Origin of the sequence: Nocardia sp. NPDC020380 (genome assembly GCF_044386975.1) — a bacterium.
GTDB lineage: Bacteria > Actinomycetota > Actinomycetes > Mycobacteriales > Mycobacteriaceae > Nocardia.
In genome coordinates this window covers 448,295-464,269 of the sequence record NZ_JBIRVQ010000008.1, presented here as the reverse complement: position 1 = coordinate 464,269, position 15,975 = coordinate 448,295, and the positions used below count along the sequence as shown (strand labels likewise).

Annotated in this window: 13 protein-coding genes; 7 read left to right on the top strand and 6 right to left on the bottom strand. The window is 68.8% G+C overall.

The genetic code is table 11. From position 1 onward, the window contains the following. Nucleotides 1-14: 14 nt before the first annotated feature. From ACH438_RS24610 to ACH438_RS24585, 6 genes are all read left to right on the top strand, one after another. Nucleotides 15-779, top strand: a complete 765-nt coding sequence (locus ACH438_RS24610; protein ID WP_397009025.1) for a phosphoadenylyl-sulfate reductase — start codon at nt 15-17, stop codon at nt 777-779. Continuing rightward, nucleotides 776-1,717 carry a sulfate adenylyltransferase subunit CysD gene (gene cysD / locus ACH438_RS24605; RefSeq protein WP_397009023.1) on the top strand — a complete coding sequence of 314 codons (942 nt, stop codon included), beginning with the start codon at nt 776-778 and terminating at the stop codon, nt 1,715-1,717. Before ACH438_RS24610 ends, cysD begins: the two co-directional genes overlap by 4 nt. Continuing rightward, the gene (locus ACH438_RS24600; RefSeq protein WP_397009021.1) at nt 1,717-3,006 is read left to right on the top strand and encodes a sulfate adenylyltransferase subunit 1; all 1,290 of its coding nucleotides are present in this window, start codon (nt 1,717-1,719) and stop codon (nt 3,004-3,006) included. Before cysD ends, ACH438_RS24600 begins: the two co-directional genes overlap by 1 nt. A 37-nt stretch (nt 3,007-3,043) precedes the next feature. Further along, complete coding sequence (locus tag ACH438_RS24595; protein ID WP_397009168.1) at nt 3,044-3,880, top strand: sirohydrochlorin chelatase; 837 nt, start codon at nt 3,044-3,046, stop codon at nt 3,878-3,880. A 130-nt stretch (nt 3,881-4,010) separates the two neighbouring features. Further along, entirely contained in the window at nt 4,011-4,661 is a 651-nt protein-coding gene (locus ACH438_RS24590; protein WP_397009019.1) for an HAD family hydrolase, read from the top strand. 118 nt (nt 4,662-4,779) lie between these two features. Next, a complete protein-coding gene (locus ACH438_RS24585) occupies nt 4,780-5,673 on the top strand; it encodes a DUF4190 domain-containing protein (RefSeq protein WP_397009017.1) in 894 nt (297 codons plus the stop codon). Nucleotides 5,674-5,676: 3 nt separating this feature from the next. Here the strand turns inward: ACH438_RS24585 and ACH438_RS24580 are convergent, their stop codons facing one another. From ACH438_RS24580 to ACH438_RS24560, 5 genes are all read right to left on the bottom strand, one after another. Then, nucleotides 5,677-6,384, bottom strand: coding sequence for a TIGR00266 family protein (locus ACH438_RS24580; protein WP_397009015.1), 708 nt, complete (start codon nt 6,382-6,384; stop codon nt 5,677-5,679). 338 nt (nt 6,385-6,722) lie between these two features. Then, nucleotides 6,723-8,972: an Hsp70 family protein gene (locus ACH438_RS24575; RefSeq protein WP_397009013.1), complete on the bottom strand. Its 2,250-nt coding sequence runs from the start codon at nt 8,970-8,972 to the stop codon at nt 6,723-6,725. A 537-nt stretch (nt 8,973-9,509) separates the two neighbouring features. After that, on the bottom strand, nt 9,510-11,096 hold the full coding sequence (locus ACH438_RS24570) for an FAD-dependent oxidoreductase (protein ID WP_397009011.1): 1,587 nt from the start codon (nt 11,094-11,096) through the stop codon (nt 9,510-9,512). An 18-nt stretch (nt 11,097-11,114) separates the two neighbouring features. Continuing rightward, nucleotides 11,115-12,125 carry a diiron oxygenase gene (locus ACH438_RS24565; protein ID WP_397009009.1) on the bottom strand — a complete coding sequence of 337 codons (1,011 nt, stop codon included), beginning with the start codon at nt 12,123-12,125 and terminating at the stop codon, nt 11,115-11,117. Nucleotides 12,126-12,374: 249 nt separating this feature from the next. Continuing rightward, nucleotides 12,375-13,382 carry an Hsp70 family protein gene (locus ACH438_RS24560; protein WP_397009007.1) on the bottom strand — a complete coding sequence of 336 codons (1,008 nt, stop codon included), beginning with the start codon at nt 13,380-13,382 and terminating at the stop codon, nt 12,375-12,377. A gap of 409 nt (nt 13,383-13,791) precedes the next feature. Between ACH438_RS24560 and ACH438_RS24555 the strand changes: the two genes are divergently transcribed. Continuing rightward, nucleotides 13,792-13,944, top strand: a complete 153-nt coding sequence (locus ACH438_RS24555; protein WP_397009005.1) for a hypothetical protein — start codon at nt 13,792-13,794, stop codon at nt 13,942-13,944. 87 nt (nt 13,945-14,031) lie between these two features. Here the strand turns inward: ACH438_RS24555 and ACH438_RS24550 are convergent, their stop codons facing one another. Beyond that, entirely contained in the window at nt 14,032-15,912 is a 1,881-nt protein-coding gene (locus ACH438_RS24550) for an N-acetylmuramoyl-L-alanine amidase (RefSeq protein WP_397009003.1), read from the bottom strand. Nucleotides 15,913-15,975: the final 63 nt, after the last annotated feature.

Sequence of the window (15,975 nt, the reverse complement as noted above, 5' to 3'; positions counted from 1 at the left end):
TGGGAGAAACATCAATGACTTCAGCATCGCGTAGCGATTCCGTGGGGGGCGGCGGTCGGGTGGCGGGAGGGCCTACAACGAAACTCACCGAGGCCGAGCTGCGGGCGATCGCCGAGAAGGGCGCCGCCGAGCTGGGCACCGATGCCACCGCGCAGGAACTGCTGCAGTGGACCGAAGACCACTTCGGCGCGAATTACATTGTGGCGTCGAACATGCAGGACGCGGTGCTGGTGCAGCTCGCGGCGCAGGTGAAGCCCGGCGTGGACGTGCTGTTCCTCGATACCGGCTACCACTTCGCCGAGACCATCGGCACCCGCGACGCGGTCGAGCTGGTGTACGGCGTGAACATCGTGAACGTGACGCCGGAAAACACTGTGCCGGAACAGGATCAGCTGCTCGGCAAGGATCTGTTCGCCCGTGACGCCGCCGAATGCTGCCGCCTGCGCAAGGTGGTGCCGCTGAAGAAGTCCCTCGCCGGATACAACGCCTGGGTCACGGGCATCCGCCGGGTGGAGGCGCCGACTCGCGCCAACGCGCCCCTCATCTCCTTCGACGAGGGCTTCGGCCTGGTGAAGATCAATCCGATCGCCGCCTGGTCCGATGACGAGATGGCCGCCTACATCGAGGCCAACGGCATTCTCGTCAATCCCCTTGTGGAAGAGGGCTATCCCTCGATCGGTTGCGCTCCGTGCACACGGAAGCCGGAACCGGGATCCGATCCGCGATCCGGCCGCTGGGCCGGGCTCGCCAAGACCGAATGCGGGTTGCACGCGTCATGACCACTTTCGAAACCGAAACCGATCTCGAGGAGTTCGCCTCGCTCCGGGAATTCGACACTCTGGCCGCGCTGGAATCCGAGTCCATCCACATCTTCCGTGAGGTGGCGGGCGAGTTCGAGCGGCCCGTGATCCTGTTCTCGGGCGGCAAGGACTCCACCGTGCTGCTGCACCTGGCGATCAAGGCCTTCTGGCCCGCGCCGCTGCCGTTCGCGCTGCTGCACGTGGACACCGGACACAACCTGCCCGAGGTCCTCGAATTCCGCGACAAGGTGGTCGAGAAGTACGGGCTGCGACTGCATGTCGCCTCGGTCGAGGACTACCTCGCCGACGGCCGGCTGCAGGAGCGCCCGGACGGGATCCGCAATCCGCTGCAGACGGTGCCGCTGCTGGACGCCATCAACGAGAACCGCTTCGACGCGGTCTTCGGCGGCGGCCGTCGCGACGAGGAGCGTTCGCGCGCCAAGGAGCGGATCTTCTCGCTGCGCGACGCGTTCGGGCGCTGGGATCCCAAGCGGCAGCGGCCGGAACTCTGGAACCTGTACAACGGCCGGCACGCGCCGGGCGAGCATGTGCGGGTGTTCCCGATCTCCAACTGGACCGAGCTGGACATCTGGCGCTACATCGCCCGCGAGGACGTCGAGCTGGCCAGCATCTACTACGCGCACCAGCGCCCGGTCTACCAGCGCGACGGCATGTGGATGACGCCCGGCTCCTGGGGCGGTCCGGCGGATCACGAAGAGCTGCTGACCAAGTCGGTGCGCTACCGCACCGTCGGCGACGGATCCACCACCGGCGCAATTCTTTCCGAGGCCGCCGACAACGAGGCGATCCTCGCCGAGGTTGCGGCATCCCGCCTCACCGAACGTGGCGCCACCCGCGGCGACGACCGTGTCTCCGAGGCCGCCATGGAGGACCGTAAGCGAGAGGGTTACTTCTGATGTCCGACCTACTCAGACTGGCCACCGCCGGCAGTGTCGACGACGGCAAGTCCACACTGGTCGGACGGTTGCTGTACGACACGAAATCCGTGCTCGCGGACCAGATCGACGCGGTCACCCGCGCCTCGGTCGACAAGGGGCTCTCCACGCCCGACCTGTCGCTGCTGGTCGACGGGCTGCGCGCGGAACGCGAACAGGGCATCACCATCGATGTGGCGTACCGCTACTTCGCCACGCCCAAGCGGTCTTTCGTGCTCGCCGACACTCCGGGGCACGTGCAGTACACGCGGAACACGGTGTCGGGCGCGTCCACCGCGCAGCTGGTGATCCTGCTCGTGGACGCCCGCAAGGGTGTCATCGAGCAGACCCGCCGGCATGCCGCGGTCATGGCGCTGCTGGGCGTGCCGAAGCTGGTGCTCGCGGTCAACAAGATCGACCTGGTCGATGATCCGGCCGGCGTGTTCGACCGGGTCCGCACCGAATTCGCCGCGCTGACAGCCAAACTCGGCTGGGCACCCGGCGACGTGCAGGAGATCCCGGTCTCCGCGCTGCACGGCGACAATGTGGCCTCGCGCTCCGCGAACACCCCGTACTACGACGGGCCCTCGCTCATCGAGCACCTGGAAGCGGTGCCGGTGGACGCGGACGTGCACGGCCGCCATCAGGTGGGCCTGCGCTTCCCGGTGCAGTACGTGATCCGCCCGCGCACCGCCGAACACCCCGACTACCGCGGGTACGCCGGACAGGTCGCGGCCGGAGTGGTCAGCAAGGGCGACGAGGTCGTGGTGCTGCCCTCCGGCACCCGCACCACCATCGAGCGCATCGACACCCCCGACGGTGAACTCGCCTCGGCGCAGCCCGGCCGCAGCGTCACCCTGATCCTCGCCGACGACGTCGACGTGTCCCGCGGCGATGTGATCGCGGCCGTCTCCGGCGCCCCCGAACCGATCGAGGCCTTCGACGCCACCGTCTGCTGGCTCGGCGACAAGCCGCTGCGCCCCGGCGCCCGCCTGCTCCTCAAGCACGGCACCCGCACCACCCAGGCGATCGTCGGCTCGCTCATCGAGCGCTTCGACGAACAGCATCTGTCCTCGGACCCGGACCCGGAATCGCTGTCGCTCAACGACATCGGCCGCATCTCGATCCGCGTCGCCGACCCCATCGTGGCCGACGACTACAGCATCAACCGCCACACCGGCTCCTTCCTCCTCATCGACCCCGCGGGCGGCAACACCCTCGCCGCCGGCCTGGTCGGCGACGCCCTCACCGCGGTAGAAGTCGGAGCCTGACGTGACCCCGCCCGGCAGCGCAGCTGTTCCGGCCGCCCTGCCGGGCCGCCCCACCCCCCGATCCACCGGCAACGCACCGGCTTTGATCGCGGTAGCCCACGGCAGCCGCGACCCACGCTCGGCGGCCACCATGCACGCCGTCGTCGAACAGATCGCCGCCGCACGCCCGGACCTGGACGTACGCCTCGCCTTCCTCGACCTGAGCGCCCCATCGGTCGACCAGGTGGTGGATGCCGTTGCCGCCGAAGGGCATTCACACGCGGTGGTGGTTCCACTCTTGCTGGGCAGCGCCTTCCACGCCCGCGTGGACCTGCCCGGCTTGCTCGATGCCGCCCGCGCCCGTCACCCGCGCCTGCGGATGACCCAGGCGGACGTGCTCGGCGCGGATGCGCGTCTCATCGGCGCGCTCCGTGATCGCGTCCGCTCCGCTCACGTCGATGAACCGGCAATTCTGCACGGGCTCATCGCACCGACGAGCTGCTCCGGTGGCGGCGCTCCGGACGCCGCATCGGGGCCGTATCCCTCGCTCGGCGTTGCGGTCGCGGCGGTCGGCTCCTCTTCGGTAGCGGCCAATGCCCGTACCGCCGAGGTGGCGCGGCGGCTCGCGGCGCTGACCGGGTGGAAGACCGAAATCTGCTTCGCCACAACCGAACCCACCGTCACCGAAGCGGTGACCCGGCTGCGAGCGCGGGGCGCGGAAGAAGTACTGGTCGCGCCGTGGTTCCTGGCGCCCGGTCTCTTGACCGATCGCCTGATCGCGGCAGCACCGGACGTGGTGCACGCCGAGGTATTGGGCCCCCACCCGGCACTGACCGACATCGCCCTGAACCGCTACCACGCCGCCATCGGAAGTCCCCTCAGCCTCTCCGCCTGACAGCTCGGCCCTCCCTCACCTGAATTCATCGGCGAGTGGTACATGAGGGACGCGACACGCCGATGACGGCGTCCCTCATGTGCCACTCGGGGTCGAGTGGGGTGTGGGAGGCGGTGGATAGGGTGGGCTGGTGATCAAAGCCGTGGTGTTCGATGTGGGTGAGACGCTGATCGATGAGACTCGGATCTGGTGCCGGTGGGCCGACCGGATCGGGGTGTCCCGGTTCGCGTTGCTCGGGGTCATCGGGGGGATGGCGGGGGCGGGGCGGCCGTTGACGGAGGCGTTCGCGCTGGTGCGGCCGGGGTTGGATCTGGAGGCCGAGGATCGGGCCTGGGCGGTGGACGAGCCGGAGAGTCTGCGGAACAACTTCGATGGGGACGATCTCTATCCCGACGTGCGAGGCGGGCTTGCCGAGCTGCGGGGGCGGGGGCTCGGCGTGATCATTGCGGGAAATCAACCGCCGCAGGCCAAATCGGCGCTGGAGCGGATGGGGCTGCCGGTCGACGCCGTCTACACCTCGGCCGAATGGGGGCTGGAGAAGCCGGATCCGGCGTTCTTCGACAAGGTCGTGGAGGTCGCGGGAGTGGGGGCCGCCGAGATCGCCTATGTCGGAGATCGAGTCGACAATGACGTGCTCGCGGCGCGAGCGGCGGGCATGCTGCCCATCCTGATTCGACGCGGACCCTGGGGTTATCTCGGCTCCGAACACCCCGACGCAGCACTCGCGACCGTGGTGGACAGCATCCTCGAACTGCCCGACCTGCTCGCGCCGATCCGCTAGCCGCGGCACGCCGGGCCCGGCTCGCGCACAACCCTCTGGATGATCTTCGAGCGGATACGCTCAGCAGGCCGTATCGCAGTTCGCCCGACCCTGCCGGGTACGACACCAGGGGGAATCCATGGATCCGAATCAGCCGCCCGCATGGCCCGGCGGGCAGACGCCGGGCCCGACACCCGAGCAGGCGCCGGCATGGCCGGCTCAACCCCCTGCGTGGACGGGCGAGCAAGCTGCCGAGCAGATACCCGCCCCACCGGCCTGGCCCGGCGAGCAAGGCGCGGGCCAAGCACCCGGACAGCCGGCGTGGCCCACTCCGCAACCGGGGCAGCCGCAGGCGTGGCCGGGGAATCAGCCGCCGGGGTGGTATCCGCCGATGGGCGGGGTGCCCGGGTATCCGATGCAGCAGCCGCCGCAGGGCACCACCAATGGGTTCGCGATCGCGGCGTTCATTACCGGGCTGCTCGGTATGTGCTTGCTGGCCTTGCCGTTCGGGTTCATCGCGCTGTCGCAGATCAAGGAGCGGGGGCAGCAGGGGCGGGGACTGGCCATCGCGGGGATGGTGATCTCGGTGGTGTGGCTGGTGTTCGCGGCATCGATCGGGGTCATCGCCGGGGTTACCGACCACTCGTCGAGCAGCAGTTCCGGGGTGTATCCGTCGGTCGATACCACGGGGACGACGGGGTACACCCTGTTGCGGAATCTGCAGGCCGGGGACTGCGTGAACGGGGTCGGGATCGGGACGCGGATCAAGGGCGCGACCGTGGTCGATTGCACGCAGCCGCACGACGGCGAGGTGCTCACCACCTTCCGGCTGCCCACCTACGACAGCGACCAGGCCGCGCGCGACTACGCCGAAACACAGTGCGGCCAGCCGTTCGACCAGCTGAACCGGGACGATCTCAAGCTCTTCTGGTACCGCCCGGAGACCAGCGCGGACTGGGCGCAGGACGGGTCGGTGCAGTGCATCGTCCGGGATGCGCAGGGCGGCAAGCTGACCGGGAAGGTCACGCGCTGACGGTCAGCGTTGCGGCGGCTCGTTCTCACCCACGGGCAGGTACGGGATGAGGGCGTGGGCGAGGTTGGTGATGGTCAAGGACTGCAACCACACTCGTCCCGGGCCGGTGAGGGCCGCCAGGAACAGGCCGTCGCCGCCGAAGAGCACATTGCGGACACCGCGCATGATGGTGATGTCGAATCGCACGGAGGCGTCGAACAATCCGACATGCCCCGGGTGCACGCGCAGGGTTTCGCCCGGCGCGAGATCGTATTGGATGACCTCACCGGACAGCTCGACCCAGACATAACCGGAACCGGTGATCTTCTGCAGGGTGAAACCCGTGCCGCCGAAGATACCGGCGCCGAGCCGCCGCTGGAAGCTCAGGCTGACGCGGACATCGCCTGCGCCGCACAGGAATCCGTGCCGGTGCACCATGTATTCGACACCGGGCTCGACCCGCATGGGCAGGATCTGACCGGGCAGTTTCGCCGCGAACGAGACCCGCCCCGGCTGCCGGGCCGCCGTGTACTCGGTCATGAACAGACCGGCGCCCGCCAAGGCACGCCGCACCGCCCCGAAGACGCCACCGGCCGCGCCGCGCGTGGAGGTGTGCAATCGGATCGAATCGGTCATCCAGGAGAGCTGGCCGGCCTCCGCGATCAGACTGTCCCCCGGCTCGAGCGAAACCTCGAGCACCGGCATGGTCGTACCTCTGATTCTGGCGTCCATCGTCCGGAGCCCTCCTGCTAGTTCCGGTGCATGCCTGAGAGTTCCGCGCGTGCGATGCACCCTGAATTCGACAGTACCTGCGCCCGAGCGGGTATCGGCGCGGCGAAATTCATGACACATCAGCACATTTCACGATCCCGACCGAAACGGCCATGCTCCGGGCACGACCGTGCCCACCACCGCGCCGGGCACGAGAAAGCGCGAGGGTGGGCCGGTCGCTTCGACGCCGGGGTGGGAGCGGGGTGCAGGTCCGCACTCCCACCCACGTCGCCGCTCCGGGGACCGGAGGCGGTTGCGAGGAGGAGGTCGCGCAACCACTTCCGGCGCCGGTGACGGGGCTAGCGGTGACCGCCGCCTCCGCCTCCCCTGCCGCCGAATCCGCCACCGTGGGATGCGCCACCCGAGGTGCCGCCGGCGGAAAAGCCGCCAGGAGAAGATTTGCCGCCCGCGGGGGCGCCACCATTGGGGGCACCTCCGCCGATGGATTTGCCGCCGGTGCCGCCACCATTCGCAGCGCCGCCATTAGCCGTGCCACCACCATCGGCAGTACCACCGCCGTTCGCAGCGCCACCACCATTGGCCACGCCACCGCCGTTCACTGTGCCGCCACCGTTGGCAGTACCACCGCCATTCACAGTGCCGCCGTTCGAGGTACCACCGCCGTTCGTGGTGCCACCACCATCGGCTGTGCCACCACCGTTCGTGGTGCCACCACCATTCGCGGTGCCACCACCATCGGCTGTGCCACCACCATTCGCGGTGCCACCACCATTCGAGGTACCGCCGCCGTTGGCGGTGCCACCACCATTGGCGGTACCGCCGCCATTCGTCGTGCCGCCGCCGGTGGTGCTGCCGCCGGAAGTTGTTCCGCCGCCGGTGGTTCCGCCCGGGTTGGAGCCGCCTGCGGGGGCGCCTCCGGCGTCGCCGACGGGGGCGTTTCCGCCTCCGGCGTTGCCGCCGGCCGCATTGCCGCCGGGGTTCGCGCCGCCACCGGTGGTGGAGCCGGCCGGGTCGGCGGTGTTCGCGTCGCCAGAAGGCGTTCCGCCGTTGGTTGTTCCGCCGTCTGCGGCGCCGCCGTTGGTGGTGCCGCTGTTGGCTCCTCCGCCCTTGGTTCCGCCCGCCGGAGCGCCCGGATTGCCGGGTTGGGTTGCGCCCGGGGCGTTTCCGCCGGGTTGCGGGGCGGAGGCCACGGGTTGGGCGGGGTTGCCGTCGCCGGGGAGGCTCACCGAGGGGAGCTGGCCGGGGAGGGCGGTGAAGGGGTAGGAGGCGTTGACCTGGAAGGGGATCGGGTTCACGAATTCGGCGGGGTTGGCGTAGGGGGTCGGGCAGCGGTCCCATTTGTCGGTGGGGCCGGTGCTCACGCGGGCGGGCGGGACCGGTCGGCCGGAGGACCAGTTCGGGGTGACGGTCGGCGCGATCGGCCCGTAGCTGCTGAGCATCGATACCGCGGCGACCGCGCGCATACCGGTGCCGCCGGTATTGCCGTCGTCGTAGAGCAGGACGTCGCCCGCGCCGGTGCTCAGGCCGACTCCGGCGCCGATGCCCGCGCCGGATCCGGCGGCATCGGCCGGTTCGGGGGCGGCTTGCATGGCGGTGGGTCCGGCGACGGGCCCGCCGAGCACGGTGGCGGCGGACATGGCCAGGGCGGAAGCGACTGCCGCGCCGGAGATCACGGCGGCGCGCGGCGCGTATCGGACGATGGCCGAGCCGGTGTCGGCGCTGCGGTAGGCGGCGATGGCCGCGCCGACGGCCACTGTGTGCGCGGGATCCGGCGACATGATGACGGGCCGTTCCAACTCGGCCAGGGCCTTGCCCACTTCGGCGGGCCGGGAGGCGCCGCCGATGAGCAGCACCCGGTCGATATCGGCGATCGAGAGGCCCGCGCGGTGGACACACGAGCGGACCAGACGTAGCGAGTTGCGAATATGCCAGGTGCGCAGGCGATTCGTATCGGCGGCCGGCACCACGGCGGAGACGGCCTGCGCCGAATCGGGCGCGATGCTGCGGGCATATCGGGCGAGCAGGGCGCCGAGCGGCCGCCCGCCGTATTCGTGTGAGCGTTCGGCGCGGCCGAGAATGCCGCGTTCGTCACGGTCGGCCTCGGTGCGCACCACGGCCACGTCGAGACTGTTGCCCCCGAGGTCGTACACAAGAGTCAAACCGTTTGGGGAAATCCCGTATTCGGCGTCGAGCCATTCGACGGCGGCGACGGGTTCGGGCATGAGGGTGACGTCGGCGGCGCCGGACCAGTCGAGGGCCCGCCGCAATCGGGTGACGTGTTTGTCCGAATAACAAGCGGGATAAGTGGTTACGGCGGGCGCTTCCGGGGCATTTGCGGCAATAAGCCCATTCACCACCGCCGCAATGAGATCCGCGGGCGACCAGATGCGGCCACCCATGACCACCGGGTCGGGTTCGGCCGTGAGATCGGCGAAATCCGTGACCACCGGGGCAAATCGGGGAATTCCCCCGATATGCGGACCGCCGGCGCTGTCGAAGGTGACAGCCGTGCGCCGTACACGCACGGCAGGCCGGATCCGATCACCGGCCGAGGTCGCCCATACGGAGTTCACTGTGCCGATGCTCATGCCAAAGCCAACTGTCATTGCTATCCCGTCAACGCACCGAGACCACGGCCCCACAGGCGTACCAACCATGTGGTCGCGGTCGTTTTCCAAACAGCGCGTTCAGGTTAGCTGGCATTTGCGGGACTTGAATATCGAATCGGGAGAAAAGATTTCGCGTCCAGTAGCGAAGTTGGCGAATCTACTGGTCAGGCAACTAATACATCAAGATCGAATCAGACTGCTGGACAAAAGCAACCGAACAGTCTTTATCTATAGCTAAGGCGCAGCGAATTACTAATGCATACCAACCGGTCGTCGACGAGTGTCCGAAAAATAAAACCGCAACGTCAGTTCGTGCGTGCGGAAGGTCGATCACTGGTCGGTTGCTGCCCTCGAGATCCCCACCCTGGAAGGCTCGCCGACCGTGACTCGCAATGAATTCGTCTCTACTACAGGAGATGTCGTCCCGAGCAAACGCGGCATTACAACTCGCACAACACGCACGAAAGCCGCCGCACACGGAAGGGGGTTCGTGTGCGACGGCTCTCGCCGGTAGCGCTACCGGCTCCGCACCAGTAGCGGGAGCCTGCGCCGCGTGCGATTGACGGCGCCGCCGCGGATGACATGCGGCTGGCGAGCACCGACCAGTCGGTCGAAATCGCCTGCGCTGCGCGCCGGTCGGGCCAAACGCCCGGCATTGAAATCGTCCACCAGCTGACGCACCGTCTGCTGCGCGCACGACTTGTTGGTACCGATGAACCCGGTCGGCCCGCGCTTGATCCAGCCGGTGACATACGTACCCGGCACCACCGCGCCGCCCGACTCCTCCAGCACCCGGCCGTCGAAGTTCGGCACGATGCCGGTCCGCTCGTCGAACGGCACGCCCGGCAGCGCCACCCCGCGGTACCCGACCGACGTCAGCACCAGACCGGCCGGCAGCGTCTGCACGTCCTCGGTCGCGACCGCGTGCACCACGCCGTCGTCCCCGGTGACGAGCTCATTGCGCACCACCTCGACCCCGGTCACCCGATCCACGCCGGCGAACTCCACCGGCGACGTCAGGTACCGCAGCACGATCCGCTTGCGCCCGCCGGTCGGCCGATCGGCCAGCCCGCGCAGCAGCTTCAGCTTGTGCTCGACCTTCTGCGACATGCCCGGAACCGGTTCGGGCACCTCGCCTTCCACCACGATGTCCACATCCGCGCCCAGCAGCCCGATGAACTCCGGCACGGTGAAGGCGGATTCCGCCGGACCGCGACGGCCCAGAATGACCACTTCCTGAATCCGGCTGCGCCGCAGCGCCGCCAGCGCCCGCGGCGAGATATCGGTTCCGGCAAGCAATTCCGGATCGGTGGCGAGAATCCGCGCCACATCGAGCGCCACATTGCCGTTGCCGACGATGACGGCCCGCTCGTGCGAGAGATCGAAGAACCGACCGGCCTGATCCGGATGCCCGTTGTACCAGGCCACGAACTCGGTGGCGGACACGCTGCCCGGCAGGCCCTCACCGCGGACGCCGAGCTTCCGATCCGACGACGCGCCCACCGCGTAGATCACCGCGTGATGCGCCGCCAGCAGTTCGTCGTGCGAAATCTGATCGCCCACAGTCACATTCAGGTACGACCCGAATCCGGACTGCGCCGAGATGACATCGAACAGCTCGCCCACCTGACGCGTCCGCGTGTGATCCGGCGCGACACCGAAGCGCGCCAGCCCGTACGGCGTGCTCAGCCGATCGAACACCGTCACGGAAACGCCCGGCTGCGTGAGCAATTCGTCCGCCGCGTACATGGCCGACGGCCCGGAGCCGACGATCGCCACCCGCAGCGGCTCCCGCCCGCGCTTGACCTCCGCCGCCGGAATCGGCTGCGCCAGCAGCGGACGCGGCCGCTCGGTGCGGTAGAAGTCGGCATTGATCTCGATGAACGGCAGCTGCTCGTCGGTCAGCTTCTTGGTCGACACGATGGCGTCGACCGGGCACGCGGTGGCGCAGGCCCCGCAGTCCACGCACGCCTGCGGATCGACGTAGAGCATTTCCGCGCTCAGGAAGTCGGGTTCGTCCGGCGTGGGGTGGATGCAGTTGACCGGGCAGGCGTAGACGCAGGAGGCGTCACTGCAGCAGGACTGGGTGACAACGTACGGCACTGTACGATTCCCCTTCCGTCAGGCGATCTTGGTCTTGGCGGCGCGAATCGGCTCCGAGCGGTAGCGCGAGGCCGGGCCGTCGATGCCGAGGATCTTCCACACGCGCTTGGAGATAGGGTTCATCAGGCCGATCTCCTGAGCCAGCGCACGCACGTCGATGAAGTAGTCGCTGAAGACCTTCTTGGCGTCGGGCGAGCCGTAGAACAGCTCCTTGCGCACCGCTTCCGGAATGTCGAACTCGCGGAAGAACTTCTTCGGCGGCGTCGCGATGGAGCGGCCCAGGATGAACATGACGATCGGCATGGCGATCGACAGCACGAAACGCTGCGGCAGATGCTGTTCCGGCACATGGTGCTTCAGGAACTCGTGCGCGAAGGAGATGTGGCGCGCCTCCTCGGCGACGTGGATCGACATGACGCCGCGCATGATCGGGTGCACCTCCTCACCGGAGCGCAGGATCTGCTTCTGGATGTGGTCGATCGGCTCCTCGCCGGCGAGCACGGCCATGAAGAACAGGTTGGGGAACATGATCGCGACCGGCACGCCGAAGAAGCGCAGCTGCCGCACGAGCGGACCCATGCCGGGTACGTCGGCGCCGATGCGGTTCACCATCTCCTGGAACATCAGGGTGTGGTTGAGTTCCTCGGCCATCTCGTGGGTGCAGTAGCGGAATTCCGCGTCACCGTTGGGCAGCGAGAAGGTGTGGTTGATCATGCCGCTGACCAGGATGGACTCGAACTGCAGGCCGACCTTGGCGATATTGGCCTGGCGGTACTTGCCGAGTTCGATCTGCTTCTCGACCGGGAGCGACTGATACCACTCGTGGCGGCCCAGCGGGTCGGCGGATTCGGGGAGAATCCAGCGTTCGGGGCGCGCGTTGGCATCGAAGTCCGGGTTGTCCCAGTCGATGTCCTCGTAGGGATCGAAGTGCTTGTTCACCGAGCCTTCGGACAGCAACAGCAGCTTGTTGGCGTACTCCGTTGCTTCGGCAACCACGGGGTCGTCGATCGGCGTCGAGGTCGGAGACATCGTCGTCACCCTCCAGTTCAGTGGCGTTTATCTGTGTCCAATGGTTACACCAAACCGGAGTTACGTCAACAACTGCTAGCAACATGCTTGCACGAGCCAGCACCCCGCACCGCCCGTCAACGGGCAGAACCGGCCGGTAACCGACGGAGATATACGAAAGGCGCCCCCGAACCCCGAAGAGAAGTGGGTTCGGGGGCGCTGCCCTCCGACAGTCTGTCTATCGCCGCGCGCACCGATTCCGTGACCGCGTCACAGCGCGGCCACCCGGGTGAGACGACGGAACAGACCGGTAAGGGAGTGATTGCGGTGCGCCGACAGATCCTGATCCAGCAAGGCCTGCCGCGCCGCGATCGCCGCACCGTCCGCGATCGTGCGCTCCGGATCCGCGGCCACCACCACCGGCCGCGCCAACTGCTTCGCCAGCACCTGCGCCACCTCCGGCGGCCGCGCCGCACCCCCGACCACCAGGATCCGATCCACATCGGCCATCGTCACATCGGCGATCCGCAGGCACCGATAGACCAGCGCCAGCGAATTGCGAATGTGCTCGCTGCGCAACTCACCCGAATCCGCGTCCGACAACCCGCGCGGCACCACCTGCGCACCCCCGGTGCGGCGCAACCGCTTCGCCACCGCGTCACCGAAGGCCCGGCCGCCGTACTCGATCGAATGCAACGGCTGACCCACGATCGGATTGCTCGGCGCACCCGCACCCACCCGCAGCAACGTCACGTTCAGGCCCGAACCGCCGAGGTCGTACACCAGCGCCAAACCCGGTGTGAGCGGACCACGTTCGGCCGCCAGCCAGGTCGCCGCCGCGATCGGCTCGGCCACCAGCTGCGCCTGCGGCAGGCCGACATGATCCAGCGCGGTACGCAATTCGTCCATCACGTTCACCGGATACCCGGCCGGATGGGTGACCGCGATACCGGTATCCGCCTCCGGCGCCTTCCCCAGCACCTCGGTGATGACGCTGTACGCGACCGTCGCCACCAGATCCGCACCGGACAGCGCCCGATGACCGACCCGCGCGAGCGGCGCACTGCCGTGGCTGAGATCGGCGAACTCGGTGATCACCCGCCCGTGCCGCGGAATCCGGCCGACGCGCGCGGTACCGGAACTGTCGAAGGTGAGCGTGGTCCGCCACGTGGTCGGCGGCGCGCCGCGGCGTCCCGGCGGATTCTTGCCCGATCGGTCCGCGGCCGTCGCGCACACCGTATTGACCGTGCCGATACTCAAGCCCACACCGAACGCCATCACATCCACCTCGATCGACGAGCCGATTTCGTCAGCCTGCCTGACCCGACCCGGGATTCATGCAACTCCTGCGCCCAATACTTGCCAACCACCGGACACGCGGTTGTCCGCACGTGCGCCTGTTAGCGGGAACAACCCCGCTGTCCAGGAAGGCGGCAGGGGACACGCCCGAATGGCCGCAGATCGCGAAAAGTTTGCCCGGCTCCGGACAATTCGGGGTACACGAGAGAGGCCCGACCGGCGGAACCGGTCGGGCCTTTCGATATCGAACCCGGGACGAGAGCCGCGCGCTCGGGCGCCTCACTCCGCCTTGCGACCCGGGTAGAGCAGCGGCCGAGGTGCTCGCCGAGGCCGCCGGCGCTGATCCCGCCACGGACGATGCGGACCTGACCCCGCGCAACTCGACACCGTGCGGCGCATCCTGGTCGGTGAAGCCCTCCGGCGCAATTCCGCGGGCGAGGACCCGGAGCAGATCGCCCGCGAGCTGTCCCGCTCCGCCGCACGCGGATTCGACCTCCTCGAACCCGCGCTCGGCGACTACGCGGTGCGCACGGGCGAATGAGAGAACTCGACCGGCACACCGGTGCGGGATGCGTCCCGCGATGGCGTGCCGGTCGAGTTCGGTTCAGAGCCTTGCTGTTTCGGCGCCTTACTTGAGGGCCGTGCTCAGTACCGAAGAGCTGAGGACGGACACCAGGCTGTAGGCCAGGTTGATCAGATCGGAACCCGCACCGGTCTGGCCGATGAGCATCTTGGCCAGTGGACCCAGCAGGCCGATGACCGTCTGGACCATGGTGGTCATGGTGCCGACATCCAGACTGCCCTTGTCCGAAGGAGACTGACCGCCGGGGTAGGTCTGAGTGCCCGGGCTGGTCTGGCTACCGGGACTCGTCTGACTACCGGGGCTCGCCTGAGCGCCGGGGACGGTCGGCGAACCGGGACTGGTCGGAGCGCCGGGCTGGGTCTGCGCACCAGGCGAAGCCGGTGAGCCTGCCGGATATCCCGGACCGGTCGGCGAACCGGGAGACTGGCGCACCGGCCCCGCGATCGACTGCGGACCACCCGAGACGGGCTGCGCCACAATCACATCCACCGGCTTGACGCCCGCCTGCGCCGGCGCCCCGGGCAGCGGCTGCCCGCCCGGCTTGGCCGCCTGCGCGGACTGCCAGTCGAGGAACTGCTTCTCCAGGTCCTCCCAGGTGATGATGCCGTTCCCGGGCTGGGTCGGCTGTGCCTGCGGCTGAGCCGGATTGCCCTGCGGCTGTACCGGATTGGCCTGCGGCTGCACCGGCTGCGGCGAAGTCTGTCCCGGCACCTGCGCAGCGGGGAGCTGCGCTTGCTGCGCCGGAACCTGTCCGGGCGCAGGACTCTGCGCACCGGGAGCCTGCGGCGCCGGAGCTCCGGGCACCTGGCCCGGCAACTGCGCCTGCTGCGCCGGAACCTGTGCACCCGGGACCTGAACGGCGGGCGCCGGAGCTCCGGGCGCCTGGGCCTCGGGCAACTGAGCGGGCTGTGCCGGGACCTGTCCGGGTACCGGACTCTGCGCACCCGGGGACTGCGGCGCCGGCGCCTGACCCGGCGCGGGAACCTGCGCCTGTTGCGCGGGCGCCTGTGCACCGGGAACCGCCGGTTCGCCGGGCTTGTCGGTGCCGGCCGGGTTGACCACACCCGCCGGGTTCACCGCACCCGGTGCGGGACTGCCGTTTCCGCCGGTGGTGTCGGAGGCCTTGGCGGTGTTGTCACCCGGGACCGGCACGCCCAGCAGGTAGGACACGATGCCGGTGGTGATGGTGACCGCGTGCCGGAGCTGGCCCTCGGGGGTTTCCAGGCTCTGGGCGTCGTCGACATTGGCGCCGTTGCCCATTTCGAGGAAGATGTCCGGCACCTCGGTGAGGGCGGGACCGGCGACGTCGGAGCGGGTCTGCAGGCCGTCGACCGCGCCGTTGTAGCTCGCGACGGGGAAACCGGCCTGTACGTAGGCGTCGCGCATGGCCTTGTTGGCGGCGAGCCCGGCGCCGGCCTGGACCTCGTTGGCCTTGGCGTCCGGTACCGGCAGCTGCGGGACGATGAGGTGGAAGCCGCGCCCGTCGGCGGGTCCGCTGTCGGCGTGGATGCTGACCGCGACATCGGCGGCGGATTGGTTGGCGGCGCGGGCGCGGTCGTCGATGCAGCCGCCCCAGCCGGTGTCGTCGGGCCGGCTCAGCACGACGTGCGCGCCGAGGCCCTCGAGCGAGGTGCGGACGAGCTGGGCGACGTCCCAGTTGATGGTGTGCTCGGCGATGCCGTGCAGGCTGGTCATGCCGGTGGTCTGGCATTCCTTGCTGCCGCCGCGGCCGTCGCTGACCGGGCGGGCGACATCCTGGCTGTGGTTGGGGCCCTGGTGCCCGGGGTCGAGGAAGATGGTCTTCCCGACGAGTTTCTGGGGCAGTTCGGGCGCCGCGGGCGCGGCCGACGAGACGGCGGGCAGCAGTCCGGCGACGGTGGAGAGTGCCGCGGCCGTGACGGCGGTGTAGAGCCCGGCCTTGACCATGCTTGGTTTCATAAGCGGACGGCGCTCGGGGCTGAGCGCCCCTCCCTTCCCACTAGTAACACC

Coding starts and splice junctions, on each gene's coding strand:
- ACH438_RS24610 (WP_397009025.1), top strand. CDS start 15: ATGACTTCAGCATCGCGTAGCGATTCCGTGGGGGGCGGCGGTCGGGTG.
- cysD (WP_397009023.1), top strand. CDS start 776: ATGACCACTTTCGAAACCGAAACCGATCTCGAGGAGTTCGCCTCGCTC.
- ACH438_RS24600 (WP_397009021.1), top strand. CDS start 1,717: ATGTCCGACCTACTCAGACTGGCCACCGCCGGCAGTGTCGACGACGGC.
- ACH438_RS24585 (WP_397009017.1), top strand. CDS start 4,780: ATGGATCCGAATCAGCCGCCCGCATGGCCCGGCGGGCAGACGCCGGGC.
- ACH438_RS24580 (WP_397009015.1), bottom strand. CDS start 6,384: ATGGACGCCAGAATCAGAGGTACGACCATGCCGGTGCTCGAGGTTTCG.
- ACH438_RS24575 (WP_397009013.1), bottom strand. CDS start 8,972: ATGAGCATCGGCACAGTGAACTCCGTATGGGCGACCTCGGCCGGTGAT.
- ACH438_RS24565 (WP_397009009.1), bottom strand. CDS start 12,125: ATGTCTCCGACCTCGACGCCGATCGACGACCCCGTGGTTGCCGAAGCA.
- ACH438_RS24560 (WP_397009007.1), bottom strand. CDS start 13,382: ATGGCGTTCGGTGTGGGCTTGAGTATCGGCACGGTCAATACGGTGTGC.
- ACH438_RS24550 (WP_397009003.1), bottom strand. CDS start 15,912: ATGGTCAAGGCCGGGCTCTACACCGCCGTCACGGCCGCGGCACTCTCC.